Annotated in this window: 14 protein-coding genes; 5 read left to right on the forward strand and 9 right to left on the reverse strand. The window is 44.7% G+C overall.

Going from position 1 to position 17,161, the window contains the following annotated elements:
• Nucleotides 1–142: 142 nt before the first annotated feature.
• Nucleotides 143–1,522 (reverse strand): DNA repair protein RadA, encoded by a 1,380-nt coding sequence (radA, locus tag HW45_RS05740; RefSeq protein ID WP_006071967.1) that lies wholly within the window; start codon nt 1,520–1,522, stop codon nt 143–145.
• Nucleotides 1,523–1,784: 262 nt separating this feature from the next.
• On the opposite strand from radA, the gene HW45_RS05745 reads away from it, so the two are divergent.
• Entirely contained in the window at nt 1,785–4,130 is a 2,346-nt protein-coding gene (locus HW45_RS05745) for a PilZ domain-containing protein (protein ID WP_038225470.1), read from the forward strand.
• Between the two features lie 51 nt (nt 4,131–4,181).
• Here HW45_RS05745 and serB read toward each other — a convergent pair whose 3' ends face one another.
• Nucleotides 4,182–5,150: a phosphoserine phosphatase gene (gene serB / locus HW45_RS05750; protein ID WP_038225471.1), complete on the reverse strand. Its 969-nt coding sequence runs from the start codon at nt 5,148–5,150 to the stop codon at nt 4,182–4,184.
• 107 nt (nt 5,151–5,257) lie between these two features.
• Here serB and HW45_RS05755 point away from each other — a divergent pair, with 107 nt between their 5' ends.
• A complete protein-coding gene (locus HW45_RS05755; protein WP_038225472.1) occupies nt 5,258–5,857 on the forward strand; it encodes a YtjB family periplasmic protein in 600 nt (199 codons plus the stop codon).
• 96 nt (nt 5,858–5,953) lie between these two features.
• Here HW45_RS05755 and deoD read toward each other — a convergent pair whose 3' ends face one another.
• The 7 genes from deoD to HW45_RS29535 all read right to left on the reverse strand — a co-directional run bounded on the left by deoD (nt 5,954) and on the right by HW45_RS29535 (nt 13,021).
• Complete coding sequence (gene deoD, locus HW45_RS05760; protein ID WP_006071974.1) at nt 5,954–6,673, reverse strand: purine-nucleoside phosphorylase; 720 nt, start codon at nt 6,671–6,673, stop codon at nt 5,954–5,956.
• Between the two features lie 103 nt (nt 6,674–6,776).
• Nucleotides 6,777–7,997: a phosphopentomutase gene (locus HW45_RS29265; RefSeq protein ID WP_038225473.1), complete on the reverse strand. Its 1,221-nt coding sequence runs from the start codon at nt 7,995–7,997 to the stop codon at nt 6,777–6,779.
• Nucleotides 7,998–8,012: 15 nt separating this feature from the next.
• Nucleotides 8,013–9,347 carry a thymidine phosphorylase gene (gene deoA / locus HW45_RS29270; protein ID WP_038225474.1) on the reverse strand — a complete coding sequence of 445 codons (1,335 nt, stop codon included), beginning with the start codon at nt 9,345–9,347 and terminating at the stop codon, nt 8,013–8,015.
• Nucleotides 9,348–9,432: 85 nt separating this feature from the next.
• Nucleotides 9,433–10,209: a deoxyribose-phosphate aldolase gene (gene deoC / locus HW45_RS05775; RefSeq protein ID WP_038225475.1), complete on the reverse strand. Its 777-nt coding sequence runs from the start codon at nt 10,207–10,209 to the stop codon at nt 9,433–9,435.
• Nucleotides 10,210–10,658: 449 nt separating this feature from the next.
• Entirely contained in the window at nt 10,659–11,924 is a 1,266-nt protein-coding gene (locus tag HW45_RS05780) for a NupC/NupG family nucleoside CNT transporter (RefSeq protein ID WP_006071982.1), read from the reverse strand.
• Between the two features lie 205 nt (nt 11,925–12,129).
• Complete coding sequence (locus HW45_RS05785; protein ID WP_038225476.1) at nt 12,130–12,909, reverse strand: TatD family hydrolase; 780 nt, start codon at nt 12,907–12,909, stop codon at nt 12,130–12,132.
• Nucleotides 12,899–13,021, reverse strand: coding sequence for a DUF5363 family protein (locus tag HW45_RS29535; protein WP_006071986.1), 123 nt, complete (start codon nt 13,019–13,021; stop codon nt 12,899–12,901). Before HW45_RS29535 ends, HW45_RS05785 begins: the two co-directional genes overlap by 11 nt.
• A 318-nt stretch (nt 13,022–13,339) precedes the next feature.
• Here HW45_RS29535 and HW45_RS05790 point away from each other — a divergent pair, with 318 nt between their 5' ends.
• The 3 genes from HW45_RS05790 (at nt 13,340) to HW45_RS05800 (ending at nt 17,159) form a co-directional block, all read left to right on the forward strand.
• Nucleotides 13,340–14,335, forward strand: a complete 996-nt coding sequence (locus HW45_RS05790) for a BMP family lipoprotein (RefSeq protein ID WP_231896575.1) — start codon at nt 13,340–13,342, stop codon at nt 14,333–14,335.
• 116 nt (nt 14,336–14,451) lie between these two features.
• Nucleotides 14,452–16,032: an ABC transporter ATP-binding protein gene (locus HW45_RS05795; RefSeq protein ID WP_038225477.1), complete on the forward strand. Its 1,581-nt coding sequence runs from the start codon at nt 14,452–14,454 to the stop codon at nt 16,030–16,032.
• Entirely contained in the window at nt 16,029–17,159 is a 1,131-nt protein-coding gene (locus tag HW45_RS05800; protein ID WP_006071990.1) for an ABC transporter permease, read from the forward strand. The genes HW45_RS05795 and HW45_RS05800 overlap by 4 nt, the downstream gene beginning before the upstream one ends.
• Nucleotides 17,160–17,161: the final 2 nt, after the last annotated feature.

The following is a 17,161-nucleotide window of genomic DNA, read 5'->3' on the forward strand; positions in this document are numbered from 1 at the left end:
GTTACACCTAGCTTCATCCGTGTTGGCTACTGTTGTTAGTTCGCAGTTAATTTTAGCTGCTCTTCGTGATTTTTCGATGTCATTTCGTAAAATCATACATTTTGTTGGCGACATTCTACCTAATTTTTCACAAAAACCATCATTAAAGTTCATCGAAAGCAGAAATCGCTTCAGATAGCTTCTTAACTCCGTGGATTTGCATACCTTCAATACCGCCTTTTGGCATATTTGCCGCAGGTACAATGGCTTTTTTGAAACCGTGCTTAAACGCTTCCATTAATCGCTCTTGACCACTTGGAACCGGACGAATTTCACCCGCCAGCCCAACTTCACCAAACACGACGACATCTTTAGGTAGTGGACGGTCTCTAAAGCTTGAAAGCAAGGCCATCACCAAGGCAAGGTCAGCACTGGTTTCGGTCACTTTGACACCACCAACCACATTCACAAATACATCTTGATCAGCCATTTGCAGACCGCCATGTTTATGCAAAACAGCAAGCAATAAAGACAAGCGATTTTGCTCTAAGCCAACTGCAACTCGGCGTGGGTTTGCTAGCTGGCTATAATCTACCAGTGCTTGAATCTCAACCAATAGTGGACGCGTACCTTCCCACACAACCATAACCGAGCTGCCTGATGTTTCTTCTTCACCACGAGAGAGGAAAATCGCCGAAGGGTTACTCACTTCCTTCAAACCTTGTCCCGTCATGGCGAATACGCCTAGCTCATTAACCGCACCAAAACGGTTTTTGTGGCTACGTAATGTTCTAAATCGGCTGTCCGTTCCACCGTCGAGCAACACCGAACAGTCAATAATATGTTCAAGAACCTTAGGACCTGCCAACGTTCCATCTTTAGTCACGTGACCAACAATGAAGATAGCAACGTTATTCTGTTTAGCATATCGAGTTAATGCGGTTGCCGACTCTCTTACCTGAGCCACACTGCCTGGCGACGATTGAACATCAGCCACATGCATAACTTGGATGGAGTCGATAACCATCAGCTTCGGTTGTTCCTTCTCTGCCACTTGGCAAATACGATCAACGTTGGTTTCAGACAGCATTTTTAGGTGCTCTTTTGGCAAGCCTAAACGAGACGCTCGCATGGCAACCTGCTGCAAGGATTCTTCACCCGTTACGTAAAGGGTTGGCATTTGCGACGATAACCAGCACATTGCTTGTAAAAGCAATGTCGATTTACCTGCCCCTGGGTTACCACCAATGAGGATAGCTGCCCCAGGGACCACCCCACCACCAAGTACACGATCAAGTTCTTTAAAACCACTGGTAAATCGAGGGACCTCTTGTAAGTCAATCTCAGATAAGGTTTGGACGCTAGATTCAGTGGAACTACCTGCATAACCGGTCAAGCGTTCATTACGTGCGACTTGAGGTGATGCCGCTAAACGAACCTCACTAATGGTATTCCAACTACCACATGCGTTACATTGCCCCTGCCAACGAGGGAAGTCGGCCCCACAGTCATTACATACATAAGCTCTTTTCGCTTTTGCCATTTTTAACTCAACCCGTCACGATAATTACTCAAACAAATGCAATCCATTGCACCCTTTATTGAGAAATGTATTAATTTTCGAAAATGTTCGGCGATAAAATTTGTCAAGAATCGACAAGAATCTAAAAATAGATCCGATAATTACCTTATATTTATCAGTAGATAACATTAAGGTTTTCGGCATGGTAGCCGATATAATAGCTTCACGCTGTGCTATTTCTTGATGACACTCATCATCTCAAAGGGACACTTTAACAAAACTCATGCAGCAACCTGAAATACTTTCCATCGCAGAACGCTTGATTTCGGCGTATCACGCTGATGACTTTGATTATGTACTTAGTCAAGTGACCGAGGGTGAATCTCCCTCGACAAAACTCCTGGTAAAAATGGAACTCAATCGCCTTATGGCCCCTTGCCATAAGCGTATTGACCTTCGTGGTCGAGTCACCAACAATTGCCACGAGTATCAACTTAATGGGCTCGCTCACTGGCTTGATGACCGTGCATTTGATAGTTACCACAAACTGACCAAGAAATTTGGCGGCTACACCGAAGGCGTATGGGAATCGTTAGTTAATAAGAAAACCTTGAGCAATCTTGGTGATGAGCAACGCGCCGCGCATGAGGGCGAGTTGACCGATCCACAAAGTCCTTATCTGGCGGACGCCATTAACTTAGGTTACGACCTGAAGCGTAAAGAGAATCGCCTTAAACTCGAATCTCAAGTGTCTATTCAATTGGAAAATGGAGACGTAGTCACTGGGCTTAGTGTCGATCTCTCCAGTTCAGGTGCCAAATTCAAAGTGCCAGGTACCTTTGATTACGACTTGGGCCAAGTGATTAGTGTCAGCTTTGACGAACTTGCCCAAACCAGTCAAGTTAAGGAAATCACCAAACCCATCGAATACCGTGTACTCGGTGTCGATGGTCTACACGGTGTCTCCCCGGTTAAGTATCTAAGAACACTAAGATTGTCGCGCACTAATGCGGTGGAAATGGTGGTTGAAAAGCTACTGAATACTGAATCAAAAAAAATCCGCCACGATAACCAAGATAGGATTACCCGAGCTCGTACTCGAGGTTTCGAACACAGTTATCTTAAACACGCCTGTAACCTACCGCTGTTTTTTAGCGGTAATGAATTGAAGGTGGCACTGCTAACAGAAAATAACCAAGACATTTGGCACTACTGGCATGATGAGCGTAATCAACAGTCGCTGGGGGCTTTGTTTTCTCGAGAGAGAATGGATTTACTGGTCAAAGCAGGCATCAAAGGCTGTAGCAACGTACTTTATACCTTTACCCACGAACATCAGGGGATGAAACTGTTTTATTCCATGATGATGCCAGAGGCGGATCGTCAAGAGCGTCAATTGTTCTGGCATATTGGCGGACGTCGAGATAGTTGGAAAGCGTTTCGTCTCTCCGTATTTGAGCTGTCCGAAGAAGACGTCACCACGATTTCACACAACTACAGCGATCTCGTGAATGGTAATGAAAAATTGACTCACTTCGGTATTCTGCAGGAGATCAGTGATGCTAATTCAGCCGCTGACTACCTATTTACAGAAAAACCTCGTCTTCCGGCTAACAGTCTAAATCGCTTTAGACACCCAAGAAAAGTGGAAAGCCAGCCAAGAGGGTTGTATTTCGATGCGCAATCCAGACGAAAAGAACCGCGATATCAATTCAGCACGCCGCTGTTTGTTCAATGTGATGAAAACACTGTTATTCGTGGAAAAACGCTCGACTTGTCTAAACGTGGTGCAAGCATAGAGTTATTGGAACCGTTGCCTGTCAAAACAGGGGCATTAATCTCGATAGATTACTTGGAGCTGAAACGCTATAACGACAGATTGCCATTGAACCGAGTCCCCTATGAGGTGGTTCGGTTATCCCAGGATCGCAAAACCGTACATTTATCGATTGTCGAATCCGGCAAAACCATCAAGACCATCGCCTTTTTCAATGGCATGATTGATAACAACCAAGATAAGCTGATCGCTAAACAAGAGCTGCTTCCAAGTCCCGCTTTACTGGAATCATTGCATAACGTCTTATTGGCTAAAATGGTCTCAACACCTATCTATATCGATAAACGAGGGACGTCAATAAAGAGTCGCACTGTTGGCGTCAATTTCCCTCTGCCAGGCTATATGCAGTTCTTGGAGCGAATTGGCCACAATCAAAAATTTGCCTTAGAACCTATTTTTAAAGGACGCAGCAATACGTTAATTGCAGAACCGATGAAGAAGAAGCCCGGAGCAAAGCCGGTCTATCACGAACTGTATATTGGAGTATTGAAACTAGGGCAACGTATTCAGTCGATTCATACCAAATTACGCGAAGACTTTGAGTCCACCCAAAGCCGGATTAAGTTCATTAAAGATGCGCTAAGTATGGGCGAACTCTACGTGTTAAGAATTTCCTCTGGTCCGGTGTATGATGCTTTGACAACCTTGATGAAGAAAGACATCAATGAACTGCTTTCGTTGAGTTTGAGCCACGCTCGCAACTTAGAAAATGAGATGACATCAATTTGCGGCTATTGCGAGCTTATCGACATTACAGAAGAAGTATTAATTCGCTTAGAGCTAAATCATTAAGCTTCATCCATAAAACAAAGGGCGCTCAATGCGCCCTTTGTTATCTTTCACTTACCAGTTGATTCGTTTTTGTCTTGCGAGTAACCCTGACAGCACACACACAACCCCACCTAAACCGGCATGGTTAATGGCTACCTGCGCCTGAGCTTCAACTTTTGGTTTTGCGTGATACGCAATACCTAAACCAGCCGCCGCCATCATCACCAAATCATTAGCGCCATCGCCCACGGCAATGGTGTTATGCGGCTCCACATCATACTCTTCAGCTAACTCTAGCAAGATGTCTGCTTTAGTTTGTGCTGAGACGACATCCCCAAGCACTTCGCCAGTCAGTTTGCCATTTTCAATCGCCAACGTATTTGATTGAGCAAAATCCAAATTTAATTTCTGCTTTAAGAAATCAGAAAAATAGGTAAATCCACCAGACGCAATCGCCGTTTTCCAGCCATAAGACTGAAGAGTTTTTAGCATTTCTTCTAACTCTGGCATTAATGGCAACTGTGAACGAACGCTCTCAAGAATCGCTTCATCTGCATCTTTTAATGTTGCAACACGTTGGCGCAAACTCGCCTCAAAATCCAACTCTCCTTGCATCGCTCGCTCTGTTACTTCTGCAACCTGCTCGCCTACTCCAGCAAGTTTGGCGATCTCGTCAATACACTCAATCTGAATGGCGGTCGAGTCCATATCCAAGACAATCACACCCGGCTTATTGAGGTCGGGAACATCATACAGCGCTGCGCAATCCACTTTGAGCTCATTCAGAATCACTTTATGGTCGGCGGTTAACTGGCCATCCATCAGTGCCACTTCATATTGCCCAACCTGCCAAATGTCGAGAATTCGGCTGGTTTCACCGATATAGAAATCCATATCATTGAAAATATCAGGAGACAAATAATGAGAATACATAATCCAACTGGCTTTATTTTTCTCCAGTTGATGAGACGTGAGTGTCTCAGGGAAACGTTCCTTCAATGGAATACGTTTGGTAATCGCTAACGGCTTTACAGCGTCCATGGCTAATCCTTCCTTTAAAAAGCTCCTAAAACGTTAACCTATTGCAATTTGGTTGTGCAAGTATCAATATGAACCAATCAGTAATTTCATAGTACTTTTAAACTTATATGGACGGTTCGCTGTTTTCGTTTCGCAACTTTTTGAGGTTAGTAGCGCTTTGCTTAATCGCTGCTATGGTGTTCTTCATCACGACTAATAGCTTTGTTATCAGTAAAGGTAACGAGCGCATTCAAGCGAATCAGTTAGAAGTGCTTTCTAAAGTTCTGATTTCTCAGGCCTCACTCTCTGCTAGACAGATGCTGATTGATCAAGACCAAGAGCGTTTAGGCGCTCTGACCAACCAGTTAGCACAAGAACGTCTGGTGCTAGATGCAACCGTTTATGATTCTGAAGGGGTAAAAATCGCCGCTAGTACAGACGCAAAAACGGCGCGAGAAGTCCTAGGGCTCGATACCCCACTCTCAACTGCCAGCATTGGCCGCCAACAGCTAGTCGAGCCGATCATCAACGATCATACCATCATAGGTTTTGTTCGAATCACCTTTGAAACTGGCAAGGTAACCGCAATTTCCGATCATCACTACCGCAAGAGTGATCGCTTTATGTATATGATGATCATGATGAGTTTTATCTCTGGTGTGCTACTGATGGTCATCCTTAGAAAACAACCGAAAACCAAAGGCGAGAATTTACTGCTCAAGCAATAGAATGTTCGTGTGCCTTTTGAAAGCATAAGCCATTCCCAGATACAATAAAGCCTCGCACAAGCGAGGCTTTTTTATATACGTTATTAAGCGTCTTGCTTATTCTGCGTCACCTAGCAAAACAGAATCTAGAGCAATCTCCATCATTTCATTAAATGTGGTTGCACGCTCATCAGAGGTCGTTTGCTCACCAGTCTTGATATGGTCAGATACGGTACAGATAGCCAGTGCTTTTGCACCGTATTCTGCTGCAACACCGTAGATGCCTGCCGCTTCCATCTCAACACCAACAATGCCATATTTGTCCATTACATCGAACATTTCAGGATCAGGAGTGTAGAACAGCTCAGCAGAGAATAGGTTACCCACCTTTACGTTGATACCGCGAGCTTTTGCCGCTTCTTCAGCATTCTTCACCATGTTGTAGTCAGCAATCGCCGCAAAGTCATGGTTCTTAAAGCGAATACGATTCACTTTAGAATCAGTACATGCGCCCATACCAATAACAACGTCGCGCACTTTGATGTCTTCGTTAACCGCACCGCAACTACCTACACGGATAATCTTCTTAACACCAAAATCTTTGATCAGTTCAGTAACGTAAATAGAGCATGATGGAATACCCATACCGTGACCCATTACAGAGATACGACGACCTTTGTAAGTGCCTGTATAGCCATACATATTACGTACGTCACACACTTGTACTGCATCATCCAAAAACGTATCAGCAATGTATTTTGCGCGAAGTGGATCGCCCGGCATCAATACTACGTCTGCAAAATCACCCATTTCCGCATTAATGTGAGGAGTAGCCATGACTGTTTCCCTTTATTCTCAGTGCTTGTTCCTAGGACTTAGTGCCTAGAGATATGTTAAATGTACAACGCTCAAGTGAGACTTGAGCGTTGTTCGTTAATGATTATAGGAAGTTCTTTCCGTAATCCATTGAGGATGTACCAAAGTAGCTTGCAAGGCTTTGACCAATATCAGCAAAGCTATCACGAAGACCTAAAGAACCTGCTGGAACCTTGTGACCATAAACGATAACAGGAATGTGTTCACGTGTATGGTCAGTACCTGGCCAAGTTGGATCACAACCATGGTCAGCCGTCAGAATAAGAACATCGTCTTCTTCCATCAGTTCGATTACTTCGTGAATACGAGAATCGAAGTACTCAAGCGCAGCTGCATAACCCGCCACATCACGACGGTGACCATACGCTGAATCAAAATCAACAAAGTTAGTGAAAACGATCGTGTTGTCGCCCGCTTCTTTGATTTGCTCTTTGGTTGCTTCAAATAGCGCTGGAATGCCTGTGGCTTTCACTTTCTTAGTGATACCGCAGTTCGCGTAAATATCAGCAATCTTACCGATAGATACCACTTGTCCCTGCTTCTCTTCAACAAGCTTCGACAACACGGTTGGCGCTGGCGGTTCAACAGAAAGGTCACGACGGTTACCCGTGCGCTCAAATTGCCCTTTACCTGGACCAATAAATGGACGCGCGATAACACGACCAATATTGTAATCCTCAAGCTCTTCACGAGCGATTTGGCAAAGCTCAAGCAGACGATCTAAACCATAAGTTTCTTCATGACATGCAATCTGGAAAACTGAATCCGCTGACGTATAGAAGATAGGTTTGCCCGTCTTCATATGCTCTTCGCCCAGGTCATCAAGTACTTGAGTCCCTGATGCGTGACAGTTACCTAAAAAGCCATCTAAACCTGCACGTTCTAGAATGCGGTCAGTCAGCTCTTTCGGGAAACTATTTTGCTTATCCGTGAAGTAGCCCCAATCAAACAAAACAGGAACACCAGCAATTTCCCAGTGACCAGACGGAGTATCTTTACCTGACGATAACTCTGCTGCGTGACCATAAGCACCGACAATTTCGACGTCATCACGAAGGCCCTGTGCCAAAGCACCTGTAGACTCTTTATGCGCCATGGCTAGGCCGAGCTTGCTCAAATTCGGTAGCTTTAGCTCACCGCTGCGCTGATCGTTATCAGCCAAACCTTTTGCACACTGTTCTGCAATATGACCCAGTGTATCTGAGCCTACATCACCAAATTGCTCAGCATCGGCTGCTGCGCCAATACCAAATGAATCTAATACTAAAATAAATGCGCGTTTCATAATTTCTCCTCACGCTTATGCGAGATCTTCCGCTCGAATTTGGCGGTACACACAAGGCGTTTCTACGTAAGCTTGCTCACCGATTGTCATTGCGGCTTTCAATGCATTTGCTGCTTCTTGCCATTGCGCTTCATTACGCGCATGGATAACAGCTAGTGGCTTGTCTGCACTTGCCGTCTCGCCTAATCGAATAAATTGATCAAAGCCTACCGCGTAGTCGATGCTATCTGTTGCCACGCGGCGACCACCGCCCATGCCAACTACAGCCATACCAATCGCTCGAGTATCCATCGCTGAAACAATACCTTCATTGTCAGCGTATACTGGCTTGATAATTTCTGCTTTCTCTAAATAATTATCGTAGTTTTCAACGAAGTCTGCAGGGCCGCCTAAACCTTTGACCATTTTACCAAAGCACTCAGCAGCCTTACCGTTATCAAGTACTTCATTCAGCTTAGCTTCTGCTTGCTCAGTGTCTTCAGCTAACTTCGCTAACACCAACATTTCGCTACAAAGTGCCATCGTCACTTCATACAAACGTGGATTGCGGTATTCACCCGTCAAGAATTGTACAGCCTCACGAACCTCAACTGCATTACCTGCAGAAGAAGCAAGCACTTGATTCATATCGGTAAGGATAGCCGTAGTCTTAGTGCCAGCACCGTTAGCTACGGCAACGATAGAGTTGGCTAACTCTTCTGATGCTTCATAAGTTGGCATGAAAGCACCAGAACCGACTTTTACATCCATCACTAGTGATTCAAGACCTGCCGCCAGTTTCTTCGATAAGATAGACGCAGTAATCAGAGAGATATTGTCAACCGTTGCAGTGATATCACGAGTCGCATAAACACGCTTATCAGCCGGCGCAAGATCGCCAGTTTGACCGATAATCGCTACACCAGCGTCTTTAGTCACTTCACCAAACACGTCATTGGTTGGCGTAATGTCATAGCCAGGAATAGATTCTAGTTTGTCCAGCGTGCCACCTGTATGACCCAGACCGCGGCCAGAAATCATCGGTACAAAGCCACCACATGCAGCAATCATAGGACCAAGCATCAGTGATGTTACATCACCAACACCACCTGTTGAGTGTTTATCAACAATCGGGCCACCAAAGTTCATGTGGCCCCAATCGATAACCATGCCAGAATCACGCATTGCGCACGTGAGAGCAATACGCTCTGGCATAGTCATTTCATTAAAAAAGATGGTCATTGCAAAGGCAGCAATCTGGCCTTCAGATACGGTGTCCTTGGCAACACCTTGGATAAAGAAGTTAATTTCTTCAGCAGTTAGCTCTTGGCCATCACGTTTTTTACGAATAATTTCTTGTGGTAAATACATTAGTACCTCCCCAGTCTAAGCTTGGGTTGTAGGGATAGAGGGAATAGTGGTGGCTGGAAATCAGCCACCAACAAAAAGATTCAGATTAATATGCAGATGGATCTGCAGTTTCGTCTGTTACTTCTAATGTATTCAGGAGATTAGTTAGAAGGCTAGAGGCACCAAAGCGGTAGTGCATGTTGTCTGCCCAATCTGCACCTAGAATGTCATCAGCCATTGCTAGATAAGCAGCAGCATCTTCCGCTGTACGAACGCCACCTGCTGGCTTGAAGCCAACTTTCTCTGCAACGCCCATATCGCGAATCACTTCTAACATCATGCGCGCGTACTCAGGAGTAGCGTTAACTGGCACTTTACCTGTTGATGTTTTGATAAAATCCGCGCCTGCTTTGATACAGATTTCTGAAGCTTTCTTGATAAGCGCTTCTTCTTTAAGCTCACCAGTTTCGATGATCACTTTTAGAAGGATATCACCACACGCTTCTTTACATTGCTTAACAAGTTCGAAGCCTACTTCTTCGTTGCCTGCCATCAGTACGCGGTATGGGAATACAACGTCCACTTCGTCTGCACCGTATGCAACAGCTGCTTTAGTCTCAGCTACCGCAATTTCAATGTCATCGTTACCGTGAGGGAAGTTAGTCACAGTTGCGATACGTACTTCTGGTGTACCTTGTTCGCGTAGCGTTTTCTTTGCAATAGGAATAAAGCGAGGATAAATACAGATCGCCGCCGTGTTACCCACTGGCGATTTTGCGTCATGACATAGTGCGATCACTTTTTCATTAGTGTCGTCATCATTTAGCGTGGTTAGATCCATAAGTTTTAGTGCACGTAGAGCTGCTGCTTTTAAATCGCTCATTTCTATCTCCGGTCAATATATTCAATTAATTACCTGACAAACTCGTCAGCAATAAATGAACGGACTTGGTTCCTTGAAGACTCGGTTCAGCTATTAGGTTAAAGCTGAATACCAATTGCTATCCTTGTCACCGCACAGTACCTGCTCGTTAAAATCACCTGATTCCTATCTTGGTGAGAACTGGCTCTGGCTACATAAAGCTTCGCGAAAACACGAAAGAATTACTTAGTAGCCTATACAGTATAGGACTCTCGTTCAAAACGGTAGAGCTGATTAAAACGCAAACGGTTTGCTTCTCAAAAAACTTCCATTCAGTCGTTGAATCGCTTATCCAGTAACGATTCATTAGGAATTATCTGGCTCCTAAAACCAAAAAAGCCCCGCAGCAATTTCTTGCTACGGGGCGATTTAATACGGCGTCTATATACTAATAACCTTTACGCGAGCAATTACATGCCAGCTAGGCTTAGACAGAAACCAGCAATCGTTGCTGCCATCAAGTTAGATAGCGTACCTGCGATTACTGCTTTCACACCCATGCGTGCGATATCACCACGACGCTTAGGCGCAAGGCTACCCAGACCACCTAGAAGGATTGCGATAGAAGAAAGGTTCGCAAAACCACATAGAGCGAATGAGATGATTGCCTTAGTTTTCTCAGAAAGAACAACTGGTGCTGCGTCACCTAGGTATGGTGCGAAGTTCGCGTATGCTACGAATTCGTTCGCAACAGTCTTCATACCGATGAACTCACCAGCGATTGTCGCTTCAGACCATGGCACACCTAGTAGGAATGCTAGTGGTGAGAAGATCCAACCTAGAATCATTTCTAGACGCAGTTCTGGCATACCGATCCAGCCACCGATGCCGCCAAGCATACCGTTAACTAGGGCGATAAGGCCGATGAATGCGATTAGCATTGCACCTACGTTAAGAGCTAGTTGAAGACCTGCTGATGCACCGCCCGCTGCTGCGTCGATAACGTTAGCTGGCTTGTCTTCACCTTCAGCTTGCATGCTGTGAAGCTGCTCAACAGGCTCATCAGTTTCAGGCTTGATGATCTTAGCGAATAGAAGACCACCTGGAGCTGCCATGAATGATGCCGCTACTAGGTATTCAATTGGCACGCCCATTGATGCGTAGCCCGCTAGTACACCACCAGCGATAGAAGCTAGACCACCACACATTACGGCGAATAGCTCAGATTGAGTCATCTTAGGCACGAAAGGACGTACAACAAGTGGAGCCTCAGTTTGACCTACGAAGATGTTTGCCGCAGCAGACATAGATTCCGCACGAGATGTACCTAGTGCTTTTTGCAGACCGCCACCAAGAATCTTGATAACCCACTGCATCACACCTAGGTAGTAAAGTACCGAGATAAGCGCAGAGAAGAAGATCAGTGTAGGTAGTACACGGAATGCGAAGATGAAACCGCCGCCGCCGAATACTTCGAACATCTTGTCAGAAACAAGACCACCGAATAGGAATGACGTACCGTCGTTACCGTAGTTAATCACGCTAGATACAGCGTCAGAGAAGCTACGTAGGATCTCTTGACCCCAAGGTACATAAAGAACAAACGCACCAAGTGCAAATTGGATAGCAAAAGCGCCAGCCACAGTTCTGATATTAATAGCTTTGCGGTTATCCGATAGAAGTACTGCGATAAGAATCAGTACAACCATACCAACCAGGCTCATAAACAGGCTCATAGTTTATGACTTCCTTATATTTAATAATTTGGCGTGTAACAAAATTTGAAGCTCAAAAGCGGGGGCGATTATACAAACCCACAGAAAAGAAAGTAGTACCCCCCTCACACTTTCGTCTTGAACACATAAAAGATACACGTCATTTTGCGATCATGATCACAATTCATCTCTGCAAACGTTTTCGAATTCACAATTAACAGCACATTTAGTCACAAAAATTAAACGTCAATTTGCTATTTTTTAGTAGCTGTGAAGTAACCGTTTGCTCATTTTCACTTCTCAGCATGTTTAACGATGATAGAACCATGTTTACCATTTTGGGCTCATTAGGCTGACCTTGATATCCATAAAGAGGCATATCAGGCGCATCCGTCTCTAGTAACAAACTTTCTAGTGGAAGATTAGTGATAGTAGAGCGTGTTTTTTGCGCTCTTTCGTAGGTAATGACACCACCGACACCTATTTTTAAACCGAGATTGACGTAATCCATCGCTTGTTGGTAGCTGCCACTGAATCCATGAATAACGCCACTATATAGAGGAGGGTTCTGTTTCAATAAGGCAATAAGATCTTGGTGTGCTTTCCTGCAATGAAGAATAATGGGTAGTTGGTACTGGTTGGCAATACGAATTTGCTCACTAAGAAGTGATTTTTGTAGAAGCTCGTTTTCTCTACCTTGATAGAAGTCGAGACCACACTCTCCTAATGCGACAAACTTTTGGTTGTTTTTCAACTCAGCAACACGTTGCTCTAGGCGAGCAATAGAGCCATCATCCACTTCCTCAAGAAACAAAGGATGAAACCCTAAAGCGAAATACACCATTGCATGCTCACTGGCTAACTTATTTATGGCCAGCCAATTTTGCTCATTAATACCAGGTACAACGATAGCGGCAACTTGAGCCTTTGCTGCCTCTAATAGTACTTGGTTTATGTCTTTTTTCTTTGCCAATAGATCGAGGTGGCAATGGCTATCAATCACCATCTTTTGGCTCTTTTCGGTAAGGCACGCAACTACGTTTATTCTCTGGTGTGAGTCCTAATGAGGCACACCAATCATCGTATTTTTTAAGCCACTTTTTGAGCAGTTCAACCATGGTAAATTTACCTAAATAAATGTAATCGATTGCAATCGATATTATCTCAAATCCTTATGTTACAAAGGATAGCGCAATAGTTAGAGTTTTATCACTAAGTTGTGACTTACCCCTCAATGCTGTGATAGAAGCGGTTTTTTTTCATATACGCAAACGATAAAATGTTGCCTATTGTTTGTAAACCACACAAATTGTCTCTATCGTCATTTCTGTGTCGTTTACATGCGACCATTTTCTAGGCACCTAAAAACTGGAATGAGCCTAGCCTATCGAATCGTCAATGATGCTCTATCATTCGACACTACAAGGGAATTGATCGTGAAAAAAACTATTCTAAAAATGTCTGCGCTCGCAGTAGCAGTAGCTTCATTTGGTGCATTCGCAGCGAAACCAGCAGTGGTATACGATACAGCCGGTAAATTTGACAAATCATTCAACGAAGCTGTTTTCCAGAACGGTGTAAAAGTATTTAATGCGGACAAAGGCATTAAAGTTCGTGAATTTGAACCTCAAAACGAAGCGCAACGTGAACAAGGCCTTCGTCGCCTTGCAAGCCGTGGCTTCACTCCTATTGTTGCTGTTGGCTTCAACATGGCATCAGCCGTAGAAAAAGTTGCCACTGAATTCCCTGATATTCAATTTACCATCATCGATATGGTCGTTGATAAGCCAAACGTTCAATCTATTGTCTTTAAAGAACACGAAGGTTCTTTCCTTGTAGGTGCGTTGGCAGCAAAAGCTTCTCAAACTGGCAAAGTAGGTTTTGTTGGTGGTATGGATATCCCATTGATTCGTAAGTTCGAATGTGGCTACCGTCAAGGTGCACAATACGCGAACCCAGAAATCGAAACATTCCAAAACATGACAGGTTCTACTCCTGCAGCCTTCGCTGACCCTGCGAAAGGTTCAGAGCTTGCTAAATCTCAATTCTCTAAAGGCGTTGACGTTATCTACGCAGCAGCTGGCGGTACTGGCATGGGTGTATACCAAGCAGCTAAAGATGCTGGTAAGTACGCAATCGGTGTTGACTCAAACCAAAACCACCTTCAACCAGGCACTATGCTGACGTCTATGGTTAAGAAAGTCGGTGTTGCTGCATACAACACTTGGGACGACGCTGAAAACGGTACTTGGGAAGCAGGCATCAAAGTACTTGGCCTAAAAGAAGGCGCAGTTGAGTGGGCTTACGACGAGTACAACAAAGACCTAATCACACCTGAAATGAAGTCATACCTAGATACGCTTCAAGCGGACATCATCGCTGGCAAGATCGAAGTTCACGACTACATGTCTGACAACACATGTAACTTCTAAGCGTCCTAGCTCAGAATGAAAGACTTAGCTTATTTTAGCTTATTATCAAGAAGCTAAGTAAACATAACAACGCCGCTGCCTAAAAACAGCGGCGTATAATTATAAGGCAGTATCTAGTGACAAATGGACAATCTATTGCCATTGAACTTAACCAGATAGATAAACGCTTTGGAGCCGTTCACGCTAACCGAGCTATCGATCTTAGAGTTCCTCAGGGCACGATTCACGGCATCATTGGTGAAAATGGTGCTGGCAAGTCCACTCTTATGAGTATTATTTACGGATTTTATCATGCTGATGCTGGTGAAATGACAGTGAACGGCGCTCCTTACAAGCCCGCTAACTCTCAGGAAGCAATCAAAGCAGGAATTGGCATGGTCCACCAACACTTTATGTTAGTGGAAACATTTACCGTATTAGAGAACATTGTTCTTGGTGCCGAAGATGGATGGCAGCTAAATGAAAGTTTAGGTAAAGCGCGCAAAAAGCTGAAAGCGCTAGCACAGGATTACGGGCTCGAAGTTCCCCTTGATGCCGTTGTTGGCGAGCTACCTGTTGGTCTCCAGCAACGTGTCGAAATCTTAAAAGCACTGTATCGTGGCGCAAAAATCCTGATTCTTGATGAGCCAACTGGTGTGCTCACTCCACAAGAAGCCGATCACCTTTTCCGCATTTTAGACAAACTTCGTGCTCAAGGCACTACCATAATGATCATCACGCATAAGCTGCGTGAAGTCCTAGCGATTACCGACAATATTTCGGTAATGCGCCAAGGCACAATGGTCGAGCACGTGGTGACGGCGAAAACGAACAAAGAGCAACTGGCAGAACTGATGGTGGGACGCAAGGTTCGCCTAAAAGTGGATAAATCTGAAGCGAATCCGAAGAAAGAGCTTATCAAAGTTGATCAGTTACAGTTTTTTGATGACGCAGGTGTTGAGCGTGTCAAAAGTATCAGCTTTGGTGTCAGACAGGGTGAAGTCGTTGGTATTGCTGGTGTTTCTGGTAATGGTCAATCAGAAATACTTGGTCTGCTATCTGGGATTATTAAGCCTTATTCCGGCAGCATTGACATTAACGGTAGCCATATCGACAAACATCACCCTCTCGATCCTCAACAGGTACGTGCTATTGGTGTAGGTCATATTCCTGAAGACCGTCATAAGCAGGGTCTTATCAACAAATTTGAAGCTCAAGAAGCGTATATCCTGGGCTACCACCACTTACCACAATACAACAAAGGCTTACTGCAAGATAAGCAAGCCATTAAAGAGTGTTGTCAGAAGAGCATGGATAAGTGGGATGTTCGTCCTAACGACACCACATTAAAAACCGCAAACTTTTCCGGTGGTAACCAACAGAAGCTAGTCATCGCGCGCGAAATGGAACAGAACCCAGATGTGCTTTTGGTCGGCCAACCAACTCGTGGGGTAGATATCGGTGCTATCGAATACATCCACCAGCAAATCATTGCTGCACGTGACGAAGACAAAGCTGTCTTGCTGGTCTCGGTTGAGCTAGATGAAATCCTAAGCCTATCTGATCGCATTTTAGTGGTCTTTGATGGCTCTATCGTGGGTGAAGTCTCCATTGAAGATGCCGATGAGAAAACGCTGGGATTAATGATGGCCAATATCATGCCTGAGCATCTTAAAGCATCCAGGGAACACGCAGAGCCACAAGGAGAAAGCGCATGAGCCAAGCAAAAGTACCCGCTTGGGTAACCGTGGCACTGCTGCCAGCCATCAACGTATTAGTCGCGTTTTTGGTGTCGGCTCTGCTGTTTATTTATATTGATATTAACCCAATTGACGCGGCAAAAGTCATGTGGACGGGAGCCTTTGGCTACGCAGAAGGCTTTGGGTACACCATGTATTACGCGACAGGCTTTATCTTTACCGGTCTTGCTGTAGCCGTTGCCTTCCATGCTGGCTTATTCAATATCGGGGGTGAAGGGCAAGCGTATATCGGTGGTTTGGGCGTTGGCTTGGTCTGTTTGACTCTAGGTGAATACGCACCGTGGTATATTGTCTTCCCAGTTGCCATCATTGCTGGCGGTTTATTTGGTGCTGCGTGGGCGTTCATTCCCGCTTACCTTCAAGCAAAACGCGGTTCCCATATCGTAATCACGACCATCATGTTCAACTTCATCGCCTCTTCGTTAATGGCATATCTACTGGTTGATATCTTGAAGCCTGAAAACACGATGGCAACAGAAAGCCGTGTGTTCGCAGTCTCAAGCTGGTTACCAAAGATGCATGAAATGCTCGCTGTGGTCGGTATTGAAATGGCACCAAGCCCAATGAACTTAAGTTTCATTTTTGCGCTCTTGTGTTGTGTATTTGTTTGGCTATTTATGTGGCACTCACGTTGGGGTTACGAAATCCGCTCTGTCGGCTCAAATCCATCAGCTGCAAGCTATGCAGGTATTAAATATGTAAAAATCATTGTCCTTACCATGCTTATCTCAGGCATGTTAGCGGGCTTCTTTGGTTTGAATGTATTACAAGGCGAACTGCATCAAATCAAACTCAACTTCGTTGAAGGTTTTGGCTTTACTGGTATTGCGGTTGCTTTAATGGGGCGTAACCACCCTATCGGTGTTCTATTAGCAAGTTTGTTGTTCGGCTTCCTGTATCAAGGTGGTGCTGAGCTAAGTTTCGAATACGGCGTTGACCGAAATATCGTTGTGGTATTGCAAGGTTTGGTGATTCTATTCTCAGGAGCACTAGAGCACATGTTCCGTCCTTCACTAGAACGTACTTACCTCAAACTTTTTGGTAGCAAAAACAATGAGCAACAAGCAGAGAAAGGAGTCGCTTGATT

Source organism: Vibrio sp. ER1A, assembly GCF_000733315.1.
Taxonomy (GTDB): Bacteria; Pseudomonadota; Gammaproteobacteria; order Enterobacterales; family Vibrionaceae; genus Vibrio; species Vibrio mediterranei.